Here is a 23,724-nt window from a genome sequence, read left to right as displayed (position 1 = left end):
GTTAGTAGAGACTCCGGAGTTCGTCTGCGATCTCCGATTTGAGTTCGTCGACGTACTCCTCGTAGTCCTCCTGCACGCCGATCCGGTTGATCTTCGGCGCGGAGTCGATGTCGATGATCTCCTCGATCGGGACGCCGGCTTCGAGCGCGTCGAAGGCCTCGTCGTTGAACGTCTCGATCGTCGTCAGCATCAGGTACGTCTTCTCCGGCGGACAGTAGGTGTCGACCGGGTGGAACGCGTTCTGCTGGAGGTACGCCTCGCGCAGGTAGCGCGCCACTTCGAGGGTCAGCTGCTGATCCTCGGGCAGCGCGTCCTTGCCGACGAGCTGAACGATCTCCTGTAACTCTGTCTCCTCGTCGAGGACGTCGACGGCCCACTGGCGCTTTTCGGGCCAGTCGTCGGCGACCTCCTCCTGGAACCACGGATCGAGCTGATCCTTGTACAGGGAGTACGACTCGTTCCAGTTGATCGAGGGGAAGTGCCGGCGCTCCGCGAGGTCGGCGTCGAGCGCCCAGAACGTCTTCACGATGCGAAGCGTGTTCTGGGTGACCGGCTCCGAGAAGTCGCCGCCGGGCGGCGACACTGCACCGATCGCGGAGACAGAGCCCTCGGTGCCGTTGACGTTCTCGAAGTAACCGGCGCGCTCGTAGAACTGCGAGAGCCGCGCGGCGAGGTAGGCGGGGTAGCCTTCCTCGCCGGGCATCTCCTCCAGTCGGGAGGAGATCTCGCGCATCGCCTCGGCCCACCGCGAGGTGGAGTCGGCCATCAGCGCGACGTCGTAGCCCATGTCGCGGTAGAACTCCGCGATGGTGATCCCCGTGTAGACGCACGACTCGCGCGCGGCGACGGGCATATTCGATGTGTTCGCGATGAGCGACGTCCGGGCCATCAGCGGGTTCCCGGTCGCGGGGTCCTCCAGCTCCGGGAAGTCGTCGATGACCTCGGTCATCTCGTTGCCGCGCTCGCCGCAGCCGACGTAGATGATGATGTCGGCGTCGGCGTACTTCGCGAGCTGGTGCTGGGTAACCGTCTTCCCGGAGCCGAACGGCCCCGGAATCGCGGCCGTCCCGCCCTTCGCGATCGGGAACAGGCCGTCGAGGATCCGCTGCCCGGAGACGAGCGGCGTCCGCGGGGTCTTCTTCTCGACGGTGGGTCGGGCCTCACGGACCGGCCACTCCTGTCGCATCTGGATCTCGACGCCGGTGTCGAGTTCGGCCACCGTCTCCTCGACGGTGAACGAGCCGGACTTGACGTCGACGACCTCCGCGGTCTCGCCCTCCTCGAGGGCGTCCGGCGGGACCATGACCTTGTGGTCGATGGTGATCGTCTCCTCGACGACGCCGACGACGTCGCCGCGGCCGACCTCGTCGCCCTCCTCGACTTCCGGCTCGAACTCCCACTTGGTGTCGAGTTCGATCCCCGGCGCGTCGACGCCGCGGTCGAGGTAGGGGCTCCCCATCTTGTCCTCGAGAACGTCCAGCGGGCGCTGGACGCCGTCGTAGATGGTGTCCAGCAACCCCGGACCGAGGTCGACGCTCAGGGGTTCGCCCGTGTTCTCGACGGGCTCGCCCGGGCCGATCCCCGAGGTCTCTTCGTACACTTGAATCGTCGTCGTATCGCCTTCGATCTCGATGACTTCGCCCATCAGACCCTCGTCGCCCACGTAGACGACGTCGTTCATTCGGGCGTCGAGATCGCGGGCGACCACGACGGGACCACTCACGCTCGCGATGATACCGTCCTCGCGGACGGTCTGTGCTGTCTGACTCATATGTTAGTTGTCCTCCTCCATCAGGTCGATTCCGATGGCTCGTTTGATTTGGTCGCGGAGACCGCCCGCGCCCGCGCCGCCGCCGAGGGTGACCAGCGTCGGCTCGATGCTGGTCTCGACGGCCTCGCGGACCGACCGGGAGAGGTGATCGAGGTCGTCGTCGTGCATCACCACGATGCCGACGTCCTCGTCTTCGAGCACCTCGGTGACGGCCTCGTCGAGTTGTTCGTCCTTCTCCTCGTCGGGCACGGTCTCGAACTTCCGGACGCCCGCGAGGCGGAACCCGGTCGTGAAGTCCGAACTGCCGACGACGGCGATTTCCTGGCTCATAGGATCACCAGCTCCTGCTCGATCTGCTCCTCCGTGAGCCCCGCCTCGCGTCCCCGGGCGATCGCCCGGATGTTGTCGACCTCGCGCTCCTTCGCGAGGATGTACGACGCGATCGGGGTGATCGAGAGCGGAAACACGTGTCCGAGCGACCCCGTGTACTCCAGGAGCGCCACGTCGAGCGCGCGCTCGAAGTTGATGAGGCTCTCCGCGGACTCGAGTTCGTCGAGCGCCGCCGAGAGGTCGTCACCGTACTTCGACTCCCGGATCGCCGTGACGAGTTCGTCGCGGTTCTGCGCCAGCGTCGCCAGTTCGCTCGCCGAGAACAGCGATCCGCCGTCGATGTAGTACTCGGCGGGATCGATGTCCGCGCCGCTCTGTGCGAGCCGCAGCGCGTTCCGGGCGTTCCGGAAGTCGATTTCGGCCTCCAGGAACTCGCGGTACTGCTGGGTGGCCTCGTCGACGACGAGGTCCTCCAGCAGGTGCTCGTAGTACGTCCTGTCGATGGCGTTCTCCAGGGGAACGAGCACGCCGGTGTCCTCGTAGTCGCCGTAGGCGTCCTCGAGGCCGGGACCGAAGATGGTCCCCGAGAGGCGGTCGACGACCTCCTCGATGCTCGGCGCGTCGAGCAACTGATCGAGCAGTCCCTCGTCGAACTCGCCGGCCCGGATGAGGTCGTCCGAGATCGCCTCGCGATCGGCCTCGGAGTAGATGCCGCGGATGACGGTCTTGACGTTCCAGGCGTCGAACTTGCGGAGGTACCGAGCGATCAGGTCGTAGAGGCCACCGTCGGCCCAGCGGAGGAGGTCGTCGAACTGCTTTGCGAGGTTTCGGTTGAGCGCGTACTCGATGAGATCGACGCCGGAGTGGCGCGCCCCGAGCGCGTTGATCTCCTCCTCGTAGTCGGACTCCTCCATGAACCGTGCGATCTCGGCCGGCCCCATCCGAATCAGTTTTCGGTACTCCTCGTCCCCGTAGAGGACGCTCTTGCGCGCCCGGACGCGGGCTGTCACGTACTCGGGATTGGAACCGCCGGCGCTACTCATTGGTCGAACAGTTTCTGGCTCACGTCCTTGAGGTTGTCCTCCCAGACGCCCTCAAGAACGGAGTCGAAGGTGTTGTTCACTCGAACCCGGGAGTCGCTCCCCTCGACGACGACACCGCCGAGACACTCGTACTCGCCGGCGTACTCGAAGCCGTCGTACTCCGCACAGAGGGATTCGAGCAGGTCGGCGTCGTCGGCTCGACCGTAGACCGACACCGACTCGTCCTCGTCGAACTCCGTGGTCGCGTCCTCCAGAAGCGCCTGTGTCAGTTCTTCGCGCTTCTCTTGTGGGAGGTCGACGAGTTCCGCCTCGACCCGACTGCGGACGTCCTCGAGGACGTCGCGGCGGGCTTCGAGCCGTTCCTGCTTCGATTCGAGCTTCGCGGACGACAGCGCCCGTTCGCGCTCTTGGGCGATCTGGCGCTCGACGTCTTCCTCTCGCGCCTCGCGGAGTTCCTCGGCGTCGGTCTCTGCCGTCTCGACGATCTCCTCGGCGCGACGCTCACCCTGCTCGCGTATCTCCTCCGCACGCGCGCGGGCTTCGTCTCGGATGTCTTCGACGACGTTGTCCAAACTCATTGATGGAAAGAACGGGAGGGGTTAGATCAGGAAGAACCCGACGAGCGCGAGAATGACGAGCGTCTCCGGCAGGACTGTCAGGATCAGACCGTTGACGAAGAGACTGTCGTCCTCTGCGATAGCGCCCATCGCGGCCGCGCCGATTCCGCGCTCCGCATACCCCGCGCCGAAGGCCGCGAGACCCAACGCGAGCGCGGCGGCGGCGGACGGTTCAATGGCTGGTGCGGCTGACTGAGTCTGCTGTAGGAGTGCTTCGAACATTGTCTTAGGTGTTGACCGGATAGTCGTCTCCGAACGTGCGTTATTGGACATACGCATCTCATAAAGCTTCCCAAACTAACTCGTCGTGACTGGAGCAAAGCGCCGGTGAACCGCCGGTATTCGACCGATTTGAGAATTAGTCACACGGCTGTCCGTGCCACGTTCGGACGGCGTCGAGACCGACGCGAGGGCCGCGCGCGTTCCCGCGTCAGTCTTCGGTCGTGAAGCGGCGCTCGTAGCCGAACGGTTCGTACTCGCGACCGCCGCCGTCGAAGAACTTGTTGAAGAACTCCACGTACTCGAGACGCACCGCTTGTAGACCGGCGCTCGTGACGCCGAGAGCCAGGACGAGTACGTGCCCGAACACGAGCACGAGGAGGCCGATCAGGATCGTCGCGGCGTCGCCGTGGACGAGCCCGCCGAACATTATCTCGGTCACCTCGTAGCCGTGGTAACTCAGCGTCTCGCCCGGTCCGAGCGCCGCGATGGCCTCGGCGTCCGGCATCCCTCCGAGGCCGAAGTGCCAGCCGCCGTGGTCGTCGACGTAGACCCCGAAGAACAGCAGGTTGACCGTGAAGGCCATCCCCGCCTTCGCGAGCAGCACCGCGGCGAGCCGGGTGTACGAGAGCACGTTCACGAGCACGTTCAGGAACTCGACGGCCTCGATCGGCTCGCCGTAGGCGAGGAGCACGAGTCCGACGATGAACACCAAGAGCGGCAGCGTGAACGGGCCGACGCCGGGGATGGTGAACAGTTCCATCGCCGGGAACCCGTTGAACCCGAGTGGGACGACGCCCTCGCTGGAGAACGTCGTGTAGATGAAGCTGGGAGCCACGCTGCTGAGGGCGTCGCTGAACACCCAGATCCAGAGTCCGTTCATCATCAGGATCCACGAGACGTTCTCGTAGACGGCGTGCTTGACGTCGTGGAGTTGGAGGTCCTCGAAGAATCCGAAGACCCACGCCACGTTGAGGTGGAAGATGCCGACCAGCACGCTCACGACGAGCCACCCGCGGGCCCAGTCGATGCCGGCGGGCGAGAGGCCCTTCTCTATGGGCGGGTGCGCCATCCCGAGCGCGCCCTCCCAGAAGTACGTCGAGATCAGGTGCAGCCCGAAGATCTCGCCGAACAGAATACCGAAGATCACCGTGAACACCCCTGCCGCGATGGTGACCCCGCCCATACTCCGGAACGCCGGACGGTCCGCGAAGTTGGTGTAGAGGAAGTAGCCGATCGCGGTGTAGATAAGCCCGTACCCGAGGTCGCCGATCATGAACCCGAAGAACGCCGGGAACGTCAGGAAGAGCACGACGGTCGGGTCGAACTCGTAGTAGCTCGGCCGGTTGACCGCCTGCACCAGGATCTCGAAGGGCTTTACCGAGTCGGGGTTATCCTGGACCGTCGGCGGCTCGTCGTCGGCCATCACGACCGCGCTGCCGCCGTCGGCGCGGGCCGTCTCCGCCCCGCCGTCCGCGGCCGCGGCCGCTCCGCCGCTGCCGCCGGAGGGGACCTCCTCGCGGACGTGGTCGGTGCCGTCCCGCGAGAACTCCGCTCGCTCGAGCTCCTCGACCTCGACGCGCTCGCCGACCGTGTCCTTGACCGCGCCCTTGAACTCGGTGTAGCGCTCGGTCGGGATCCAGCCCTCGGCGATGAACGCGTTCTCCGTCGTCGCGAAGGACAGCGGCGCCTCGGTCTTCTGGACGTCGATCGAGAGCTTCTCCTCCGCGGCGAGGAGGAACCCGGCGGCGTCCATCTTCTCGGCCTCGAGTTCGTTCTCGACCGTCGAGAGCTTGGACTCCAGCTGCTGTTTCTCGTGTTCGAGCTCCCGCTTGTACTCGCTCGGGGTGCCCTCGGCCTCGGGCACCTCGAAGGCGGTGAAGTCGGCGCTGACCAGCGCGTCGGTGAGCGCCGACTCGTCGGCGTCAGCCATCGGATACGCGAAGACGCCCAAGACGTCCTCGCCGGCGAAGATCTCGTGCGAACGGAGGTCCTCGGCGTCGATGACCGCGCGCTCGATCGCGTCGCGGTCGCCCTCGCCGACCGCGACCTGCAGCGTGTCGTAGCCAGACAGCAGGTCGAGGTCGATGCCGAGATCGACGAACGGGTCGATCGCGTCGATGCGGTCCTCGATGTCGCGGATCTCCTGTCGGAGCTCCTGTCGGCGGTCGTCGAGTTCGTTGACCCGCGTGCGGATCTCTTCGAGCTCCTCGTCGAGCGCGTCGTCGGTGACGATCCGCGTCGGACCGGCGTCCTCGGCGTCGACGTCGAGGATGCTCTCGAGCGAGCGGACGGTCACGAGCCGGTCGGAGGACTCCTCGGCTCCCTCGACCGGATTCCCCGGCTCGAACCCGTCCCAGGAGCCGTCGTACTCGGTGACGTGCAGGAGGTTCAGGCCGTGGGCGGTCTCGATGACCTCGTTCATCACGGCCTTCGATCCCGTCACCGAGACCTTGCTCATCTGCTCAGGTCTGAGCATGTACCGCCTCCTCGAACTGGCTGATCGCGTATTCGACCGCCTCGTCGGCGTTCTCCTCGGCCGACGCGACCAGTTTCTTGCGCGCTTCCTGCCCTTCCTCGAGGAGTTCCTCCCGCTCCGCCTCGATCTCCTCGCGGGCCTCGGCGAGCCGCTCTTTCTCGTACTCGTCGGCCGCGCGTTCTGCGTCGGCGCGGATCTCCTCGGCCTCGCGTCGCGCCTCCTCGATGCGCTCCTCGCGATCCTCCTCGGCCTCTTCCACGATGTCGTCGGCCTCGGATTCCGCCGTTTTGATCCGTTCGAGAACCTCTGGTCTCGGCATATTCGTATCACCGAAACGTTGCGCAAGCGGCGTATAAGGTGTTTGCGGAACACTCTCGCCAACGTTTCGACGAGTCGATACGTTCTCGGACCGGATCCGCAGCGTTATGATTCTCCCGTCCTAACCGCCGCGCGATGGGTGTCCTCGAAGACAAGGCCAACGCGCGCCTGTTCTACAAGTACCTCTCGAAGGTGTACGACCGGATCAACCCCTTCATCTGGAACGAGGAGATGCGCGACGAGGCGCTCGAATGGCTCGCCATCGACGAGGGCGACCGCGTTCTCGACGTCGGTTGCGGCACCGGCTTCGCCACCGAGGGCCTGCTCCGCTATACCGACGACGTCCACGGCCTCGACCAGAGCCGCCACCAGATGGAGAAGGCGTTCGAGAAGTTCGGTTCGCGGGACCGGGTTCGGTTCTACCGCGGCGACGCCGAACGCCTCCCTTTCGCCGACGACTCCTTCGACGTCGTCTGGTCGTCGGGATCGATCGAGTACTGGCCGAACCCGGTCGCGGCGCTCGCGGAGTTCCGCCGGGTCGTCAAGCCCGGCCACCGGGTCCTCGTCGTCGGCCCCGACTACCCGAACAACTCGGTCTTCCAGCGCCTCGCGGACGCGATTATGCTCTTCTACGACGAGAGGGAAGCACAGCGGATGTTCGAGGAGGCCGGCTTCGTCGACATCGAACACCACATCCAGCAGGCGTATCCGGGCAGTCCGCGGGCGATCACCACCATCGCGCGAGCGCCCGACGAGTAGGACCGGGGCTCCAGGCGGCCCAGAACCGGACCTCCTCCGACACTCGAAATCCACCCTCCCGAACCCACCACTCGGATTCGGTCGCCAGCGCAAGCGGCGCTCAAACCCCGTTGTCAACCCAGGCGACACTCAAACCCGGTCGTCAGTCCAGGCGGTCACAGAAGCGCAGGCAGTACCCGACACGCGCACGACGCCCTAATCGACCGTCCCCCGCACGCGACTCACGCGGTCCGCGTCGACGTACACGGTGATCGACACGGTCCGCCCCCGTTTCAACTGCGGCGCGTTCGTCCCCGCCAGCCGGAACGATCCGGTTTCGCCGACGGACCAGACGCCGTCGCTCGCCAGGTTGAACGCCCCCGTGGGTCCGCCGCGGAAGCCCCTCGCGGCGAAGAACGGGACCGGCGGCTGATGGCGGAGCTTCTCGCCGTCGATCGCGACGACGATCCGGGTCTCCGAGAGCCGGAGCGGCGGCCCCGCCTCGTGGGTCAGCGCCACCGCGTCGCCGTCGAGTCTGAGCGACAGCGCGACCGTCTCGGGGGCCGATTCGGGGTTCGTCTCGCCGCTCGCGAGCCCGTCTTGCCCCGTCGCCGCCGCGACCACCTCGGCACCGGCGGCGACGACACCGCCCAGGACGACCCCGAAGAGGAGCAGGACGACGACACCGATCACTGACGCGGACGCGCGGGCTGTCACGGGGGGTCTGGGCCCTCGATGGGATATGAACCTTCGGTCGATCTGCCGCGCCGTCGGACGGTCGCTACTCGGCCGGTGTGACCGTCTCCATCCCCTCTTCACCCGAACTTCCGTTGAGCTCGCCGTAGACGAACGGGGTCGCCGTCGGCTCGACCGAGAGGACGACGACCGAACTCCCGTCGATGGCGGTCACCTGATAGGTGCCGCTCGGTGCGAGCGTCCACAGCGACCCGTCGTCGCCGGTCTCGCCGACGACGGAGCTCCGACCGCCGGCGGGACCGACCGTGATCTGGGCGTCGACCGGCTCGCCGGAGGTGGTGCTGTTGAGTTGCAGTCGGACCGGGCCGCCCGGATACGTGCGGTGGGCCGTGAGTTCCAGCGCGTCTTTCACCGCCGATGTCGACGACGTCGTCGTCACCTGATCGATCGGTCGGTACTGGAACTCCTTGAACACGCGCCGGCTGCCGCTGTCGACGAACGCGACGAGCCGTCCCCGCTCGTGTTCGATCGACACCCGCGTGCTGTCGCTGTCCGGGTTGCCGACGACGTCGTCGCGGAGCCGCAGTCCCGTGATCGTCGGGTACGCCTGTTCGGTCGCGTTCACCGCGTCGGGCAGCGAGAACGACCCGTCCTCGCCGACGCGGAGGGCGCCGCGGTAGGCTTCGCGAACGTACGTCCCGTCACGGATGACGGCGAGTTCGACGCTGTTCTCGCCCGACTGGACGAAGAAGCGCGTCGCGGCCGCCTCCCCGCCGAGGACGGACGCCGCGTGCCCGCGGACCGGCCCGGTGAGCGTGTTCAGTTCGAGTTCGATGTTTCCGAACCGAGCCGAGGAGATGCTGAATCCCGACGTCGACTGGACGAGCGTCTCGATCCGCTCGCGGCGCTGCTGGAGTTCCCGCGCCTCGGCGTCGATCAGCGCGAGTTCGTAGAGGAGTCGTCGCGGCGCGAGTTCGTCTCGGCTGTAGGCCGCGATCACCTGCCGCTGTCGCGTGCGAAGCGTGATGATCTGCTGTTCGATCGCGCTGACCTCCTGTAAGAGGTACTGTTGCCGTTTCTCCGGTGACTCGGCGGACTCGATCCGCTCGACCGTGGCTTCCGTCTGCAGGCGGACCTCCGTCGTCGCCGACGCGAACGCGAGGCCGCTACCCAGTTCGACGTACTCGGTTTCGATCGTGCTCCGGGTCGCCTCACCCGGCGGGATCCCGAGCACGTTGAGTTCGGTCGCCTCGCTGTCGGTCGATTCCGAGACCTGCAGTTGCGGGCCGCTGGTGACCGGGCCCGCCTGGACTGATTCCGGCGATTGCGGCGTCGAAGCCGCCGGGACGGACGTCGTGTCCGCCCCATCGTCCGGCAACGCCGGGACCGCGCCGGCGACCGCCGAGAGGACCAGGAGGAGGGCGAGTGAGAGGGCGACAGCGCGCATACGATGAAGCGTAGCGCCGGGGCGTTATTAAAATCGCGCCATTCTCGGTGGTGGAGTTTCTCCCGAACGAAACTCGACCGATGGAAAGCGTTTTGAGCGTTCCACGTGCACTCTCATCAAATGCGGACGTCCGCGCTGTGGCTCGCCCTCCTCCTCGTCCTCGCCGCTGTCGTTCCAGCGACAGCGCTCGCCGTCGACGATCGACCCGCTCAGCGAGCGGACATCTCGACCGCGCCAGACGCCGACGTCCCCCCCGCGTCTGGCGCTGTTGCCGCCGACCGCACCGACGCGCTCCGCTCGACGGGCATCGACGAACAGGTGGAGGAGGACGAGACGGCCCCACGAACGACCGTCGAGATCGACCTCCAATCGGACCGGAGCGCCGAGTGGCGCGTCGAGACGCACTACGTGCTGGAAACCGAGAACGAGACGCGCGCGTTCCGGACGCTGGCGTCGCGGTACGAGTCCGGCGAGGCCGACGTCGGACCGACGCCCGTGCTGTTCGAGTCGCTCCAGCAGCGCGCGAGCGAGTCGACCGGCCGCTCGATGGCGATCGAGAACGTCACCTACCACAGTTCGGTCGACGAGTCCGCCGGCCGCGGCACGCTCGCGCTCACGTTCCGGTGGACGAACTTCCTCCGGCAGGGCGACAACGAGACGCTCGTCCTCGACGACGTGTTCACGCTCCCGACCGCCGAGAGCGACGAGCGACGGACGTGGCTCTCGATCTTCGACGCCGACCAGGAGATCCTCATCCGCCCGCCCGAGGGGTACACGGTGACCGGAACGAGCATCGCCGTCCAACAGCGCGAGAGCGCGATCGTCCTCGCTGAGCCGTCTGACTTCGAGGGCGACGAGAGCGAACTCCGGGTCACGTACACGTCGATCGGCCCCGCCGACCGGCTCCCGATCTGGCTCCTCGCGGGCGGCGGACTCCTCGCGCTCGTCGTCGTCGCCGGGGTCTGGCTGTTGCGAAACCGGTCCGGTGGTACCGGCGTCTCCGGTCCCCCGTCTCCGCCGGACGACGACTCGCCGCCGGGCGCGGGGACCGAAACCAACGGCGGGAACGGTCCCTCGCAGGCTGGCGCGACCAACGGAGCGAGCGATGCGGGCGGCGTCACCGACGCGACCCGCCCGCCGTCCGAGACGGGCTCGTCCCTGCCTGCCGGCGCGGAGAGCCCGGACAACGGCGCGGCGGGCGCGGAGACCGACCTCTCGCTACTCTCCGACGAGGAGCGCGTCGAGCGTCTCTTAGAACAGAACGGCGGGCGGATGAAACAGGCGACGATCGTCGACGAGACGGACTGGTCCGACGCGAAGGTCTCCCAGTTGCTGTCGGCGATGGCCGAGGAAGGCCGCGTCGACAAACTCCGTCTCGGTCGCGAGAACCTCATCTCGCTCCCCGAGGACGGTTCGGTGGACGGAGACGACGGCGACGAGGAAGCGTAACACTGCCGAGCCCCCTCGATCGCGCTCCGATCTCCGCTCGCGTTCGGCACGGCCATTCCGGCGCGAACGACGGCCGCCTCGGCCCGAACCGAATGCGGTTTCCGGAACCTCTTTTGCCGCGCCATCCTCAGCGAGGGGTAATGGAGTATCTGGAGCGTCGCGTTTCGATGGTCGAAGAGCGCCTCGAGGCTGTCATCGAGGCGGTCGACCCTCCGGAACTATCCGACGAGGTCGCACACGTCGCGTTAGCGGGCGGCAAACGCGTCCGACCGGCCGTCACGATCCTGGCCTGCGAGGCGTGCGGCGGCGACCCCGACGACGCGGTCGACTTCGCGGTCGCGATCGAACTCGTTCACAACGCCTCGCTCGTCATCGACGACATCATCGACCGCTCGGACGTTCGCCGCGGGACGGCGAGCGCGTGGGCCGAGTACGGGTACGGCCCCGCGATCATCGCCTCCGACGGCCTGCTGGGCGAGGCGTTCGCGCTGCTGTCGCGGGACGACCACGCGACGCAGATCGTCGCCGAGTCGATGGTCGAACTCGGCGAGGGCGAGGCCACGGAACTGGTCGCCCGACCCACGGACGAAGGGGAGTATATGGTCCTCGCTCGCCGCAAGACGGGGGCGCTGTTCCGCGCCGCGGCCGAACTCGGGGCGGTCGCCGCCGACGCGGACCCCTTCACGATCGAGGCGTTCGGCGAGTACGCCGAGCGGGTCGGCGTCGCGTTTCAGATCCGCGACGACGTCCTCGACGCGACGGCAGACGCCGACGACCTCGGGAAGCCGACCGGCCAGGACGCGGAGATGGACCGCCCGTCGCTGGTGCAGGTCACCGGCCTCTCCGCGGCGGAGGCGAACCAGCGCGCGCACGACCAGTCGGAACAGGCGCTCGACGCCCTGGCGGCGTCGAACGTCGACGACAGCGAACCGCTCGGCTACCTTCAGGACCTCGCGGAGTTCGTCGTCGTCCGCGAGCGGTAGTCGGGACTCTTCGATCCGATTTCCACTCCACCCTCACCCCTGCGTCGCCTCCGCGGCCGTCGGGAACCGCGACTCCGCGATCGCGAACGCGAGCGTGCTGAACACGCCCAGCAGCGTCCCGCCCGTGAGCCCGATCGCCAGTTGCGTCAGCGAGAACGACCGGACGCCGTCGATGCTCGCCGGGAGGAAGAAGCCCGAGACGACGTAGAGGACGACGGCGATGGCGACGACGTAGAAGGGCGCGTTGAGGTACCGCCACTTGAACCGATCCGCGAGGTACTCGTCTGTCACCTGCCCGAGACTGGAGGTGACTCCGGCGGCCGCGAACCACTGGACCGCGCCGTGGACGAGCGCCGCGAGCGCGATCAGCGGCGGCGTCGGGTCGCTCACGCTCATCCGCGCCGTCTCGAAGAGCGCGTACCCGCGGAAGCCGCCGACGACGATGAGGGCGGCGGCGGCGACGTAGGTGATGAGCGTGACGCGGCCCTCGTAGAGGACGTCGCGGATCCGACTCGCGGTGTCGTCGACGGCGTCTTCGAGGCCGAGCCCGCGGAAGAGCGTATAGAGCCCAAGAAGCGCAGAGATGACGCCCAGCACCACCGCCCCGGGCACGTCGAAGAAGCTCGCGATGGTGACGAAGGGGTAGATGAGCAGCAGGATGCCGAGCGGCACCAGGATCGTCCCGCGGGTCTCTGGATCCGCGAGGACCTGCTTCATCGTGTAGTAGATCGATTCGAGGTCCTGCGCCTGCCGGACGACCACCCGGCGGACGCTGTCGATGGGGACGCGCGAGCGGACGATCGGGAGGACCGACTCGTCCTGTGCGCCGTCGGTGATGACGATGGCGCTGACGTTCTCCCCGGTCGACAGACCCGCGAGCACCCGATCGATCTCCTCGCCGATCGCGCGGTTGGCCTTCACGTCGCCGCCCTGGGTACCCGTGACGGCCGCGACGGTCACTTCCTCTTCGACGTCGGGGTCGGCGTCGAGTTCGTCGTACTCGTGGATCCCCTGGAACAGCACGTTGACGTCGGAGTCCTCCGGGTCCGCGGTCGCGAGCGACACCGCGGCCGACTCGACGGCGTCGCGGCCGACGACGGGCGTCTCCATCCCCGTCTTGCGGCCGAGGTCGTCGTCGAGGTCGACGCAGAGGACCAAAAGCATCTGCGGGGACCTACGCCGTCGGAGTATATCTGTTTTCGGGAGCGCCGGAGGCGGGTCCGTTTTCGAGAGCGTCGGAAGCGGGTGTCCGCTTCCGGAAGCGTCGCAGCCGGGGACCGACCTCGGCCGGTCCGACCGGGTCGGACCAAGTAGCACGACTTTTGAGTCTCCGGACGGTATCGAACACAACGAAATGATCTCGAAGGGCTGTGAGCAGTGCGCGAAAGGTGGGAAGATGGTCCTCTTCGTCTACGGCTACTGCGACCAGCGCGACTGCTTTTACTGCCCGCTCGGCGAGAACCGCAAGAACGTCACCGACGTCTACGCCAACGAGCGCCTCGTCGAGTCCGACGACGACGTCCTCGAAGAGGCCCACCGGATGGACGCCCTCGGCACCTCGATCACCGGCGGCGAACCCCAGGAGGCCCTCGACCGGACCTGCCACTACCTCTCGCTGCTGAAAGACGAGTTCGGCGAGGACCACCACACGCACCTCTACACCGGCATCACCGGCGGTCGAGAGAACATGCGCCGACTCTCCGAGGCCGGCCTCGACGAGATCCGCTTCCACCCGCCCTACGAACTGTGGGGCGACCTCCACGGCACCGAGTGGGAGGAGATACTTCACGTCGCGCGCGAGGAGGGGCTGACGCCCGCCTTCGAGATCCCCGGCATCCGCGCCGAGGAGGAGTTCCTGGAGTTCCTCGACGAAGGCGCGGCCGAGTTCTGTAATGTAAACGAGTTCGAGATGAGCGACGGCAACTACCGGCGGATGCAGGAGCAGGGCTACGAACTCCAGGAGGGCCACATGTCCGCCGTCGACGGATCGAAAGCGGAGATCCTCGAGGCGATGGGCGACCACGAGCGCGTGTACTTCTGCACCTCCGTGTTCAAGGACGCCGCCCAGCACCGCAACCGCCTGAAGCGGATGGCGCGGACGATCCGGCGACCGTTCGACGAGGTGACCGACGACGGTACCCTCGTCTACGGCAAGACGTGGATCGGGTCCGAGGAACTCGACGCCCTCGGCGTGCCCGAGGAGTTCTACACCGTCAAGTCCGAGCACGTCGAGGTCGCGTGGTGGCTCTTAGAGGAGATGATCGAGGAGGGCGACGTCCCCGAGGGCGAAATCGTCGAGCAGTACCCGACGGCCGACGGGACCGTAGTCGAGCGGACGCCGCTGGCGTAGCGTCGCGAGGACGCAGCGCGTGCGAGCGGCCGAGCCGAAGGCGAGGCTTTTGGTCCAGCTTTTGCCGAGCGAGCGGAGCGAGCGCAGCGCAAAAGGTGGGACTGGGACCGTAGTCGAGCGGACGCCGCTGGCGTAGCGTCGCGAGGACGCAGCGCGTGCGAGCGGCCGAGCCGAAGGCGAGGCTTTTGGTCCAGCTTTTGCCGAGCGAGCGGAGCGAGCGCAGCGCAAAAGGTGGGACTGGGACCGTAGTCGAGCGGACGCCGCTGGCGTAGGTCCGGCGACTCCGATCGTCGGACGGCGTTTACCGCCTCGCTCCCGTTCGTTCGAGCGTCACGGCCGCGTAGAGGCTCGGAACGAGCGCGACCGCCGTGCCGACGAGGAGCCACTCGCCGAGCGAGCCGCCGCCGAAGACGCCGAGGGCGACGATTCCGAGGCCGAGCAGACCGCCGCCCGCCGCTGCGTACCGTTTGGTCTGCGCGTCGAAGTCGACGCCGCGTGCGGTGCCGTACAGCGCGCTTCCGAGCGCCGCGACGCCGCCGGCGGCGGCACCGACGAGCGGTTGCTCGACGAACAGCCCGACCACGACGAGCGCGATACCGACGGTGACGCCCGCCAGCACTGTCGTTCGGGGTGGAAACGGATTGACGTCGGCGCCGTGTCGTACTGCGTAACTCGCCGGCGGCGCGCCGAGGACGAGACCCACGAGCACGCCGCGCAGGACGCCGCCGGGCGTCGGATCGCCGAGCAGGACGCCGAGCGCGCCCGCGACGGCGATGACGATACCGGCGCCCAGGAGCCAGCGGGGTCGGATCGTCGCCGCGGGGTCGTCGTCGCGGACGATTCCGAAGCCGACGAACGGATACGAGACCAGCGCGCCGATCACGACCGTCGCGTACAGCCCCCAGCCGAGCGTGACGCCGGTCACGACGACCGAGAGACCGAGGAAAACGCCCGTGACGACGGCGAACTCGGGGACGCGACGGCTCATACCCGTAGTCGGGGCGAGACGGCAGAAAGCGTTGCGGTCGGGAAATTCGGACGGGAGCGGGTGTCATTTCGGGTCGGGCTGAACAGTAGTTTGGCCCCGAGCGGCCGACGGGCGGTGCGCGCGCCCCGGCCGGACTCCCGACGTCCGGTCATCAGCCCGTGCGTAACGGGGTCGACAGATCCGTACGCGCCGGCCCCGTGTAGACCCGCAAGCGTTTAGACACGCGGTGGAGTAGTTCACGGTATGTCTGACTGTCCGCTGGCCGACGACTGTCCCCGGTATTCGGAGCGAATCGACGGGATGGGATGTCAGTACTACGGCGACCGCGGCGGCGCGGAGTGGTGTAACAACTACGACCAGCCGATCCGCGACCTGAAGGCGCAGCCAGTCAAGCCCGGCGAGGAAGTCGTCGTCGACGTCGACGACATCCACGAGAGCGGCGCCGGCGTCGGTCGGACCGACGACGGCTTCATCGTCCTCGTCGACGGCCTCCTCCCCGAGGCACGCGCGGTCGTCCGCATCGACCGCGTGAAGTCGAACCACGCTACCGCGAAGACCATCGTCGAACGCCTCCCGCTCGACGACGAGGACGAGCCGGACGCGGGTGCGAGCGATTCGACCGACGGCGACGAGGACGACGATTCCGATGCGGACGACGGCTCGGAGTCCGAGCGCGAGGAGACGTCCGGTCCGGGGCGTCCGACCGCACTCGGCAGCCGAGACAACTTCTGGGGCGGGTAGTCGCCCGCGAGCGCCGGGGCGAGACCGAACGGACAGTCGTTCTTCTGTAGCTTTTTTGCGGCGGCCGCCTAACGGTGCGGTATGGACAACGTCGAGGACGCCGGCGACGACGCCGGGGGGCCGGAGGACGCCGAAGAGTTCGACGTCGACGCCGCCCTCTCGGAGGTGGGGTTCGAGGCCGAACAGAGCGTCCTGACCCGCCGGCAGGCGGAGGTGCTCGTGCTCCGCGAGCGGGGAATCCGCCAGTCGCGGATCGCGTCGATGCTCGGGACGTCCAGAGCGAACGTCTCCAGCGTCGAGTCGAGCGCCCGGCGGAACGTCGAGAAGGCCCGCGAAACCGTCGCGTTCGCCGAGGCGCTCACCGCGCCGGTGCAGATCTCGGTCGACGAGGGGACCGACCTCTACGACGTGCCGAAGAAGGTGTACGACGCCTGCGACGACGCGGGCGTGAAAGTGAACCGAACCGCGCCCGAACTGATGAAAATCGTCTCCGACGCCGCCGGTGACGCCATCCAGGGTCGCGAAGTGCGCGAATCGCTGCTCGTCGGCGTGACGACGGGCGGGCGCGTGCAGGTGCGGCGCTCGGCGGAGTGAGCGCGCGCGGCGTTCCGAACCCGCCGGTTTTCAGAACTCCCCGCGAGACTCCAGCGACCGGACGAGCGACTTGACGTCCTGGGCACGTTCCTTCGGCACGACCAGCACGCGGTCGTCCCACGCCACGACCGCGAGGTCGGAGACGCCGACGAGCGAGACGTGTCGGTCGTCCGCGGCGACGACGTTGTCGCCGGCGTCGAGCGTCCGGAGCGTGACGTCTCCGGCGGTGACGTTTCCGTCCCCGTCGGCGTCGAGCACGCGTTCAAGCGCGTCCCAGGAGCCGACGTCGTCCCAGGGGAACGAGACGGGGACGACGGCGACGTCGTCGGCCCGTTCGAAGACCGCGTTGTCGACGCTCACCGGCTCGGCCGATTCGAACGCTGCGGCCACCGCGGGATCGTTCGGGCCCGACTGTGCCCCGCTCGCGGACCGTTCCCCGTCCTCGGCGACAGACTCGCTCGCCGCGTCGTCCAGCGCGTCGAGCAGCGGTGCCAGCGGCGACGACGCCGCGGCGTCCAGAAAGACGCGCGGCCGCCACGCGAACAGGCCGGCGTTCCAGTAGTGGCCGGCCTCGACGTACGCCCTCGCGGTCTCGGCGTCCGGTTTCTCGTGGAACGACTCGACCGGCATCCAGTCGGCGTCCGTGGCGGATTCCGCCGGTTCGACGTACCCGTACCCCGTCTCCGGCCGGGTCGGCTCGACGCCGAAGGTGACGAGTCGCTCCTCGCTCGCGGCGACGGCGGCACCGCGCCGGACGGCGGGCGCGAAGCCCTCGCCGACGAGGTGGTCGCTCGGGAGCGCGAGGACGACGCAGTCGTCGTGCCGCCGCGAAATCCGGTGCGTCGCGTACAGCAGCGCCGGGCCGGTGTCGCGGCCGGCGGGTTCGACGAGCACCGCCGCGTCGGGGACGCGCTCCGCGACGCCGTCGGCGTACGACTCGCGGGTGACGACGACGACTTCGTCGGCCACCTCTCGGGCGCGCGAAACGGTCCGTTCGAGCAGCGATTCCTTCCCCTCGCCGGCCAACGGGAGGAACTGCTTCGGTCGATGGGACCGGCTCGCCGGATAGAGCCGGGAGCCGGTTCCCCCCGCGAGCACGACCGCGACGACCGGGCGCGGACCGTCTTCGGTCGTCGCCTCCGACGGCCGGTCGCGACCTGCCGAATCGAGCGCGTCGTTCGCGTCTGAGTCGGCCGCGTCGTTCGAACCTGACGACCCGCTCATCACCACGTCTCCACGATGCCGTCTCTGACGTCCTCGACGCAGCCCTCGCAGTCGGGGTGGCCCGCCTCGAAGCAGGCGGGATATCCCTCGTCGTCGACGGCGACGGCCCGTCGCTCGGCGTGGCGGCGACAGACGAGCCGGACGCGTCCGTCGTCGTCCCGCGGGAGCGACTCCGGAACGAGGTCGCGCCCGGCGTCGGTGCTCTCGTCGCGGCCGTCGCGGTAGGCGTCGCGTGCGCGGGCGTACTGTCGCCCCGCCTCGCGGAACTTCCGCCGGACGAGGCGTTCGAGACGGTCCTGCATCGGTGCGATATGCGGCCGCGACCGTCATAGGTCCGTTGGTCCTTCGAGGGCCCGCAGTCCCCGTTTCGGTCGTTCTGACGGCCGACGTTTCACTTTCACCCCGGTTACGATACTTTATTACCCATCGCGCACCAAACGCCCTGTGCCTCCCAACGGAAAACAAGGCGGAGGCGAGTGCAACTATGTCAGACCTGCGAACACACGCAGCGGAGATAGCCGAACAGTTCTCGGACCACTTGGACGTCGACGAAGACGAGGTCGAGGAGCGACTGCGCAACCTCGTCGAGGAGTACCGCGTGCCCGTCGAGGAGGCGCGCCGCTCGGTCGTCAACAGTTACCTCGAAGAAGCCGGCCTCGAACGCGACGAGATCGGCCGCGGCGGCAACGACGAGGTCCACCTCGCGGACATCGATCAGGACGAGCAGTGGATCGACGTGACCGCCAAGGTCGTCGAACTGTGGGAGCCCAGAAGCGAGTCGATCGCCCAGGTCGGCCTGCTCGGCGACGAGTCCGGGCGAACGAAGTTCGTCGCCTTCGAGACCTCCGACCTCCCGAAACTCGAGGAGGGCGCGGTCTACCGCCTCGGCAACGTCGTCACCGACGAGTACCAGGGCAACTTCTCGGTGAAACTGAACAAGACGACCTCGATCGAAGAGCTCGACGAGGACATCGAGGTCGGCGACGACTCGACCACCGTCGAGGGCGCCTTGGTCGACATCCAGTCCGGGAGCGGCCTCATCAAGCGCTGCCCCGAGGAGGGCTGTACGCGCGTGCTCCAGAACGGCCGATGCTCGGAACACGGCGACGTCGAGGGCGAGTTCGACCTGCGGATCAAGGGCGTTCTCGACGACGGCGAGGAGGTTTACGAGGTTATCTTCGGCCGCGACGTGACCGAAGAGCTCACCGGCGTCACGCTCGACGAGGCCCAGCAGATGGCGATGGACGCCCTCGATACGACCGTCGTCGTCGACGAGATGCGCGAGGACCTCCTCGGTACCTACTACCGGGTCTCAGGCCCCGAACTGGGGCGGTACGTCCTCGCGGACGAGGTCGAACGGCTCACCGAACCGGCGGATCCCGAAGCGGTGCTGATCAAAGCGAGGTCGATCTGAAATGAGCGCAAACGAGATTCCCTCCCGAGAGGTCGCCCGGCGTGTGTTCGCGGACGAGTTCAACGACGCCGCCTTCACCTTCAAAGAGTCCGACGACGACCGCGCCCCGGTCTACCTGTTGCTGCCGACCGGGGAGAAAGCCAACCGCGTGTTCTTCGTCGGGACGTTAACCGAAAAGGACGACGTCGGCGAGGACAACGAGTACTGGCGCGGCCGCATCGTCGACCCCACGGGGACGTTCTTCGTCTACGCGGGGCAGTACCAGCCCGAGGCCGCGAGCACGCTCCGGGACCTCGAACCGCCCGCGTACGTCGCGGTCGTCGGCAAACCGCGGACGTACGAGACCGACGACGGGAACGTCAACGTCTCCGTCAGACCCGAGTCGATCCAGGTCGTCGACGCCGCGACCCGGGACCGCTGGGTCGTCGAGACCGCCGAGCGGACGCTCGACCGGATCGACGCCTTCGACGACGAGGGCAACGAGTACGCGCGGATGGCCCGAGAGGAGTACGACCTCCCTATCGATCGCTACACCGAATCGGCGATCTCGGCGCTGGAGAGCCTCGAAGAGTCGGACGGCGACGAACTCGGACTCGACGGCGGACAGGTCGGCGACGCCGGGGACGGCGCCGACCTCCAGCCCGAACCGTAGGCTGAAGTCGCCTGTCGACTCCGATCCGTCGAGCGCACTCCGCGCGTGCGCTCCGTCGGTCGAAACGCAGCCGGTCCGTGGGACTGTCTGACGAACGTTTAAGTGAGTTCGCCGACGAACGTCGAAACGAGCCAATGGGCAACAAGAACAAGACCATCTCGTTCCGCGTCAACGAGGACGCGTTCGAGACGCTGCGGGAAATCGCCGAGGAGCGCGACATCTCGCTGTCGGCCGTCTTCCGAGACTACGTCGACACGCTCGTTGCCCACGACGGCCAGGTTCAGGTCGTCCCCGAGCACGAACTCGAACGGTTACGCAACGGCGAGGACGAGAGCTTCCCGCCGAAAGTGAAAGTCCCCAAGAGCTTCGTCCGCGAGCACGAGCGCCTCGAACTGGAGGCCGAACACCTCCGCGAACAACTGGAGGAGCACAAACAGTACGTGAACTACCTCCGCGAGCAACTCGAAGACGAGAACGAGGACGTCATCCAACTCGAAGACCTCGACGCGAACGAGGCCGACGAGCCGTCGTTCCGACTGGGATAGGCGGACGCTACGACCCGGAGTTACCCAGAGAGCGCCTTCCGTGCGCGGTGCATCTTCCGCTCCATTTTCTGGTTCCCCTCGACCTCGGCGAGCGTCTCGGCCGCTTCCAGCGTCCGGACCGCGTTGTCCAAGAACGAGAGGATGTCGCCAGGATACGCGTACAGCATATACTCGTCGCCCATCACGTCGACGATGGCGTCGGGACCGAGGCCCTGGGCGCGGAGTTCCAGGAGGTAGCGGACGAACTGCCGCTCGGGATAGCCCGTGTAGAGGTCGTCGGGGTTTTCCGGATCGAGGAAGTCCTCCGCGAAGTCGAGGAGCCGGTCCCGCGTCGCGTCGTCGACTTTCGTGAGTCCCTCCCCCGAGTACAGTACGTCTATCGTCGCCCCCTTGAACGCGCCTTTCGGAATGTTGACGTCCAACTGGGAGACGATCTGACGGTGGTTCTTGAGGTAGACCTTGTCCGTGATGGCCACGGTTATCGGCTCGTACGACTCTGTGAGCGAAAAGCGTCCCGGTCTGCGGCGTGTCGCGCCGTCAGAGCCGATCGCGGCGACGGTTCCATCGGAAGTGCACCGTGTGAGGTCGGCGCATCCCGCTGCAGAGTCGTAACGTATTTGACTTCGACGGGGATACCTGAAGGTGCGTGTCCGGGTTAGGGTAGTGGACTATCCTTCAGCCTTGTGGAGGCTGAGACGCGGGTTCGATTCTCGCACCCGGACCTTTCTGTCCGCGAACAACGTGAGCAGACGAAAGTCCGTCCAGAGAATTGAATCAGCGAGCAACTGAGCGCAGCGAAGTTGCGAGTGAGGTTCGATTCTCGCACCCGGACCTTCCTCCGAGCGGTACTCCCCGCGAGCGGCCGCTCCGTCAGGAGCGACGCGAACGATGCGCTACTTTCACAGCGACTCGACGAACGCGTCGAAGGCCCCGCTCGCGGGGTGGACGTGACAGTACGTCCCGAGGGTCCGGTACTCGGTGAGCCCGCCTCGCCCGTCGTCGATGCCCTCGCCGCGCTCGACGTCGAACGCGAATCGGGCGTCCGTGGCCGCCTGGGCGCTGGAGTAGTGGAACTCGTGACCCCGGAGCCGACTCCCCGCATCGGCGGTGAGCGTCCCGCGACGGGCGCGGAGTTCGACGTGGTCGAGCGCCTGATACCGGTCGTGCATCCGCACGTCCGCCGGGAGGACGCCGGCCATCCGGTGAGTGTCGCCGTCGGCGGTCGTCAGCGACTCCGCGAGTGCCATCAGCCCGCCGCACTCGCCGAAGACGGGGCGGCCGTCGGCCGCCGCGGTTTCGAGTTGATCGAGCGCCGGGCTCTCGGCCAGCGCCTCGCCGTGCAGTTCCGGATACCCGCCCGGGAGATAGACCCCGTCGCAGTCCGGGAGGTCGTCCCCGGCCGTCGGCGCGAAGGTCACCACTTCGGCGCGCTCGCGGAGGCGCTCGGCGGTCGCCGGGTAACAGAACCGGAAGGCGTCGTCCCGGGCGACTGCGACGCGCTTGCCGGTCCCCGACGGGGGTCGCTCCGCTTCCGGATCGGGTCGCGGCGACGTTCGCGCGAGGTCGAGGAGTCGGTCGGTGCGAATACGCTCGGCGATCTCGTCGAGTACCTCCGGTTCGAGCGGCGCTTCGTCGCCCATCCGCAACCCGAGGTGTCTGTCGGGAATCTCGAGATCGCCGCGCGGCGGGATCCGTCCCAGATACGCCAGCCCGTCGGGCAAGGCGTCGCGGATGCCGCGCTCGTGGCGGCCGCCGTGAGCGCGCTGTGCGATGACGCCGACGACGTCGACGTCGCGGTCGACGTGTGCCGCGTATCGCCGAAACCCGACCGCGGTCGCGGCGACGCTCTCCATCCCGGCCTTCGCGTCGACGACGAGGACGACCGGGAGGTCCAGCGCCTCGGCGACCATCGCGGTGCTGGAGCCGTCGCCGTCGTACAGACCCATCACGCCCTCGACGACGCAGACGTCGCCCTCGCCGCGGTGGTAGTTCCGTCGGAGGCCCGCCTCGCCCTGGAGCCAGCGGTCGAGTGTCCGCGACGGGCGACCCGCGACGCGCTCGTGGTGACTCGGATCGATGAAGTCGGGACCGGCCTTGGCGGGTTGGACCGACTGCCCGGCCGCATCCAGCGCCCGAACGACGGCCAGCGTGGCGACGGTTTTCCCGACACCGGAGCGGGTTCCGCCGATTACGATGCCCTTCATCGCCTCAAGCCGCCGCCGCGGGCAGCCACTGCCGTCGTATCGGGACCGACCGGGACAATCACCGTCGGCCCTCTCCGTCCGTCGCGACCGGACGCCGCGACCGAGTCAGTCGGGTCTCGAACGAGGCGTCGGTCGCCGCGTCGACGGGTGCCAGCGCGCGCTGCTTCGCTACTTCCGCGTGAACGGCGTCGGTTATCCGCGGGTGTTCCCCGAGCGGGTCGGCGTATTCGATGCCGCCGCGGTCCAGTTCCAGTTCCGCGGGGATCCGGCGCTCGGTCGCCTCGGTCCGCGACAGAAAGAGCGGGACGGCGACCGAGCGGCTCCCGGTCGCGTTGTATCGGACGCACTCGACGGCAGGATTCTGGAGGAGATAACACGGCAGAACCTCGCGATACGCCGACTGTTCGCGAAGTCGAGCCGCGTGGTAATCGACCGTCTGCCGGTGATACGGCTTAGCACTGCTTCCAAAGCCGACAAGGATGAGCGAGACGTCTTCGGACGCCGGGAGCAGCTCTTCGCCCCGCGCTTCGATCACCTCGGTGACGGCGGGGCTCCCACCCAGCGGTTCGCAGTAGCGGACGTTTCCCGGGACGTACGAGAGCGCGGCGGGAACGTCGTCGGTCGTTTCGTGGGTGTGCGCGGCACACATCGGGACCGCGTACACCGTGTCGGCGGCGACGCGCTCGAACTGTTCGCGGAGCTCTCGGACCGGTTCGCTCTCGTAGGTCGCCACCTCGACGTCGTCGACGACACCGCGGCGACGGAGTCGGTCAGCGTGTTCTCCGAGCACTTCGCGGGCGTTTCTCGTGTCGCGGGCGACGAGCAGGATTGATTCGGATGTCATAGATCGTCCATTAAAACAATTTAATTTTATCTATCCAAATTTGGGTTGATTTACTCGTGGAGACGGAATATCAAATAA

General features: G+C 67.5%; 25 protein-coding genes and 1 tRNA gene. 10 read left to right on the top strand and 16 right to left on the bottom strand.

All coding sequences use genetic code 11. The annotated features are described in order from the left end of the window. Window position 1 precedes the first annotated feature (1 nt). From NO360_RS05030 to ahaH, 7 genes are all read right to left on the bottom strand, one after another. On the bottom strand, window positions 2–1,771 hold the full coding sequence (locus tag NO360_RS05030; RefSeq protein WP_256306442.1) for an ATP synthase subunit A: 1,770 nt from the start codon (window positions 1,769–1,771) through the stop codon (window positions 2–4). Between the two features lie 3 nt (window positions 1,772–1,774). Next, a complete protein-coding gene (locus tag NO360_RS05025) occupies window positions 1,775–2,101 on the bottom strand; it encodes a V-type ATP synthase subunit F (RefSeq protein WP_256306441.1) in 327 nt (108 codons plus the stop codon). Further along, on the bottom strand, window positions 2,098–3,144 hold the full coding sequence (locus tag NO360_RS05020; RefSeq protein WP_256306439.1) for a V-type ATP synthase subunit C: 1,047 nt from the start codon (window positions 3,142–3,144) through the stop codon (window positions 2,098–2,100). Before NO360_RS05020 ends, NO360_RS05025 begins: the two co-directional genes overlap by 4 nt. Continuing rightward, entirely contained in the window at window positions 3,141–3,722 is a 582-nt protein-coding gene (locus tag NO360_RS05015) for a V-type ATP synthase subunit E (RefSeq protein WP_256306437.1), read from the bottom strand. The genes NO360_RS05020 and NO360_RS05015 overlap by 4 nt, the downstream gene beginning before the upstream one ends. A gap of 21 nt (window positions 3,723–3,743) precedes the next feature. Continuing rightward, on the bottom strand, window positions 3,744–3,983 hold the full coding sequence (locus tag NO360_RS05010) for a hypothetical protein (protein ID WP_256306435.1): 240 nt from the start codon (window positions 3,981–3,983) through the stop codon (window positions 3,744–3,746). A gap of 208 nt (window positions 3,984–4,191) precedes the next feature. Continuing rightward, window positions 4,192–6,459, bottom strand: a complete 2,268-nt coding sequence (locus NO360_RS05005; RefSeq protein WP_256306433.1) for a V-type ATP synthase subunit I — start codon at window positions 6,457–6,459, stop codon at window positions 4,192–4,194. Beyond that, complete coding sequence (ahaH, locus tag NO360_RS05000) at window positions 6,446–6,778, bottom strand: ATP synthase archaeal subunit H (RefSeq protein ID WP_256306431.1); 333 nt, start codon at window positions 6,776–6,778, stop codon at window positions 6,446–6,448. Before ahaH ends, NO360_RS05005 begins: the two co-directional genes overlap by 14 nt. 134 nt (window positions 6,779–6,912) lie before the next feature. Between ahaH and NO360_RS04995 the strand changes: the two genes are divergently transcribed. Continuing rightward, window positions 6,913–7,536, top strand: a complete 624-nt coding sequence (locus NO360_RS04995; RefSeq protein WP_256306429.1) for a methyltransferase domain-containing protein — start codon at window positions 6,913–6,915, stop codon at window positions 7,534–7,536. 195 nt (window positions 7,537–7,731) lie between these two features. On the opposite strand, the gene NO360_RS04990 is transcribed toward NO360_RS04995, so the two are convergent. Continuing rightward, the gene (locus NO360_RS04990; protein ID WP_256306427.1) at window positions 7,732–8,232 is read right to left on the bottom strand and encodes a type IV pilin; all 501 of its coding nucleotides are present in this window, start codon (window positions 8,230–8,232) and stop codon (window positions 7,732–7,734) included. 64 nt (window positions 8,233–8,296) lie between these two features. Next, complete coding sequence (locus tag NO360_RS04985) at window positions 8,297–9,658, bottom strand: DUF7096 domain-containing protein (RefSeq protein ID WP_256306425.1); 1,362 nt, start codon at window positions 9,656–9,658, stop codon at window positions 8,297–8,299. 120 nt (window positions 9,659–9,778) lie between these two features. Here NO360_RS04985 and NO360_RS04980 point away from each other — a divergent pair, with 120 nt between their 5' ends. Beyond that, window positions 9,779–11,107, top strand: coding sequence for a helix-turn-helix transcriptional regulator (locus NO360_RS04980; protein ID WP_256306424.1), 1,329 nt, complete (start codon window positions 9,779–9,781; stop codon window positions 11,105–11,107). Window positions 11,108–11,247: 140 nt separating this feature from the next. After that, a complete protein-coding gene (locus tag NO360_RS04975) occupies window positions 11,248–12,090 on the top strand; it encodes a polyprenyl synthetase family protein (RefSeq protein WP_256306423.1) in 843 nt (280 codons plus the stop codon). Window positions 12,091–12,123: 33 nt separating this feature from the next. Here NO360_RS04975 and NO360_RS04970 read toward each other — a convergent pair whose 3' ends face one another. Beyond that, window positions 12,124–13,254 carry a DUF373 family protein gene (locus NO360_RS04970; RefSeq protein ID WP_256306422.1) on the bottom strand — a complete coding sequence of 377 codons (1,131 nt, stop codon included), beginning with the start codon at window positions 13,252–13,254 and terminating at the stop codon, window positions 12,124–12,126. A 190-nt stretch (window positions 13,255–13,444) separates the two neighbouring features. On the opposite strand from NO360_RS04970, the gene NO360_RS04965 reads away from it, so the two are divergent. Beyond that, window positions 13,445–14,440 (top strand): radical SAM protein, encoded by a 996-nt coding sequence (locus tag NO360_RS04965; protein ID WP_256306421.1) that lies wholly within the window; start codon window positions 13,445–13,447, stop codon window positions 14,438–14,440. Window positions 14,441–14,741: 301 nt separating this feature from the next. On the opposite strand, the gene NO360_RS04960 is transcribed toward NO360_RS04965, so the two are convergent. Further along, the gene (locus NO360_RS04960) at window positions 14,742–15,428 is read right to left on the bottom strand and encodes a hypothetical protein (protein WP_256306420.1); all 687 of its coding nucleotides are present in this window, start codon (window positions 15,426–15,428) and stop codon (window positions 14,742–14,744) included. Window positions 15,429–15,671: 243 nt separating this feature from the next. On the opposite strand from NO360_RS04960, the gene NO360_RS04955 reads away from it, so the two are divergent. Next, on the top strand, window positions 15,672–16,169 hold the full coding sequence (locus tag NO360_RS04955) for a TRAM domain-containing protein (RefSeq protein ID WP_256306418.1): 498 nt from the start codon (window positions 15,672–15,674) through the stop codon (window positions 16,167–16,169). A gap of 81 nt (window positions 16,170–16,250) precedes the next feature. Next, the gene (locus NO360_RS04950) at window positions 16,251–16,763 is read left to right on the top strand and encodes a Tfx family DNA-binding protein (RefSeq protein ID WP_256306416.1); all 513 of its coding nucleotides are present in this window, start codon (window positions 16,251–16,253) and stop codon (window positions 16,761–16,763) included. Between the two features lie 30 nt (window positions 16,764–16,793). On the opposite strand, the gene NO360_RS04945 is transcribed toward NO360_RS04950, so the two are convergent. Both NO360_RS04945 and NO360_RS04940 read right to left on the bottom strand, forming a co-directional pair. Beyond that, entirely contained in the window at window positions 16,794–17,987 is a 1,194-nt protein-coding gene (locus NO360_RS04945) for a mannose-1-phosphate guanylyltransferase (protein ID WP_256306415.1), read from the bottom strand. Next, complete coding sequence (locus tag NO360_RS04940; protein ID WP_256306414.1) at window positions 17,987–18,289, bottom strand: DUF7091 family protein; 303 nt, start codon at window positions 18,287–18,289, stop codon at window positions 17,987–17,989. Before NO360_RS04940 ends, NO360_RS04945 begins: the two co-directional genes overlap by 1 nt. 182 nt (window positions 18,290–18,471) lie before the next feature. On the opposite strand from NO360_RS04940, the gene NO360_RS04935 reads away from it, so the two are divergent. The 3 genes from NO360_RS04935 (at window position 18,472) to NO360_RS04925 (ending at window position 20,598) form a co-directional block, all read left to right on the top strand. Then, window positions 18,472–19,401, top strand: coding sequence for a replication factor A (locus NO360_RS04935; RefSeq protein WP_256306413.1), 930 nt, complete (start codon window positions 18,472–18,474; stop codon window positions 19,399–19,401). 1 nt (window position 19,402) lies between these two features. Beyond that, window positions 19,403–20,053 carry an RPA family protein gene (locus tag NO360_RS04930; protein ID WP_256306412.1) on the top strand — a complete coding sequence of 217 codons (651 nt, stop codon included), beginning with the start codon at window positions 19,403–19,405 and terminating at the stop codon, window positions 20,051–20,053. Window positions 20,054–20,187: 134 nt separating this feature from the next. Beyond that, complete coding sequence (locus NO360_RS04925) at window positions 20,188–20,598, top strand: DUF8146 domain-containing protein (protein ID WP_256306410.1); 411 nt, start codon at window positions 20,188–20,190, stop codon at window positions 20,596–20,598. A gap of 20 nt (window positions 20,599–20,618) precedes the next feature. Here the strand turns inward: NO360_RS04925 and NO360_RS04920 are convergent, their stop codons facing one another. After that, window positions 20,619–21,074 (bottom strand): DUF5814 domain-containing protein, encoded by a 456-nt coding sequence (locus NO360_RS04920; protein WP_256306408.1) that lies wholly within the window; start codon window positions 21,072–21,074, stop codon window positions 20,619–20,621. Between the two features lie 173 nt (window positions 21,075–21,247). Between NO360_RS04920 and NO360_RS04915 the strand changes: the two genes are divergently transcribed. Then, window positions 21,248–21,320: transfer RNA gene (locus NO360_RS04915), tRNA-His, on the top strand. 177 nt (window positions 21,321–21,497) lie between these two features. Here NO360_RS04915 and NO360_RS04910 read toward each other — a convergent pair. Further along, window positions 21,498–22,802: a cobyrinic acid a,c-diamide synthase gene (locus NO360_RS04910; RefSeq protein WP_256306407.1), complete on the bottom strand. Its 1,305-nt coding sequence runs from the start codon at window positions 22,800–22,802 to the stop codon at window positions 21,498–21,500. Between the two features lie 58 nt (window positions 22,803–22,860). After that, complete coding sequence (locus NO360_RS04905) at window positions 22,861–23,646, bottom strand: CbiX/SirB N-terminal domain-containing protein (protein WP_256306406.1); 786 nt, start codon at window positions 23,644–23,646, stop codon at window positions 22,861–22,863. Window positions 23,647–23,724 lie beyond the last annotated feature (78 nt).

The sequence above is a fragment of the Halobellus litoreus genome, assembly GCF_024464595.1.
In the GTDB taxonomy this organism is placed as follows: domain Archaea; phylum Halobacteriota; class Halobacteria; order Halobacteriales; family Haloferacaceae; genus Haloquadratum; species Haloquadratum litoreum.
Note: the sequence above shows the minus strand (reverse complement) of the source record. Positions and strands in the feature narration are given on the sequence as shown.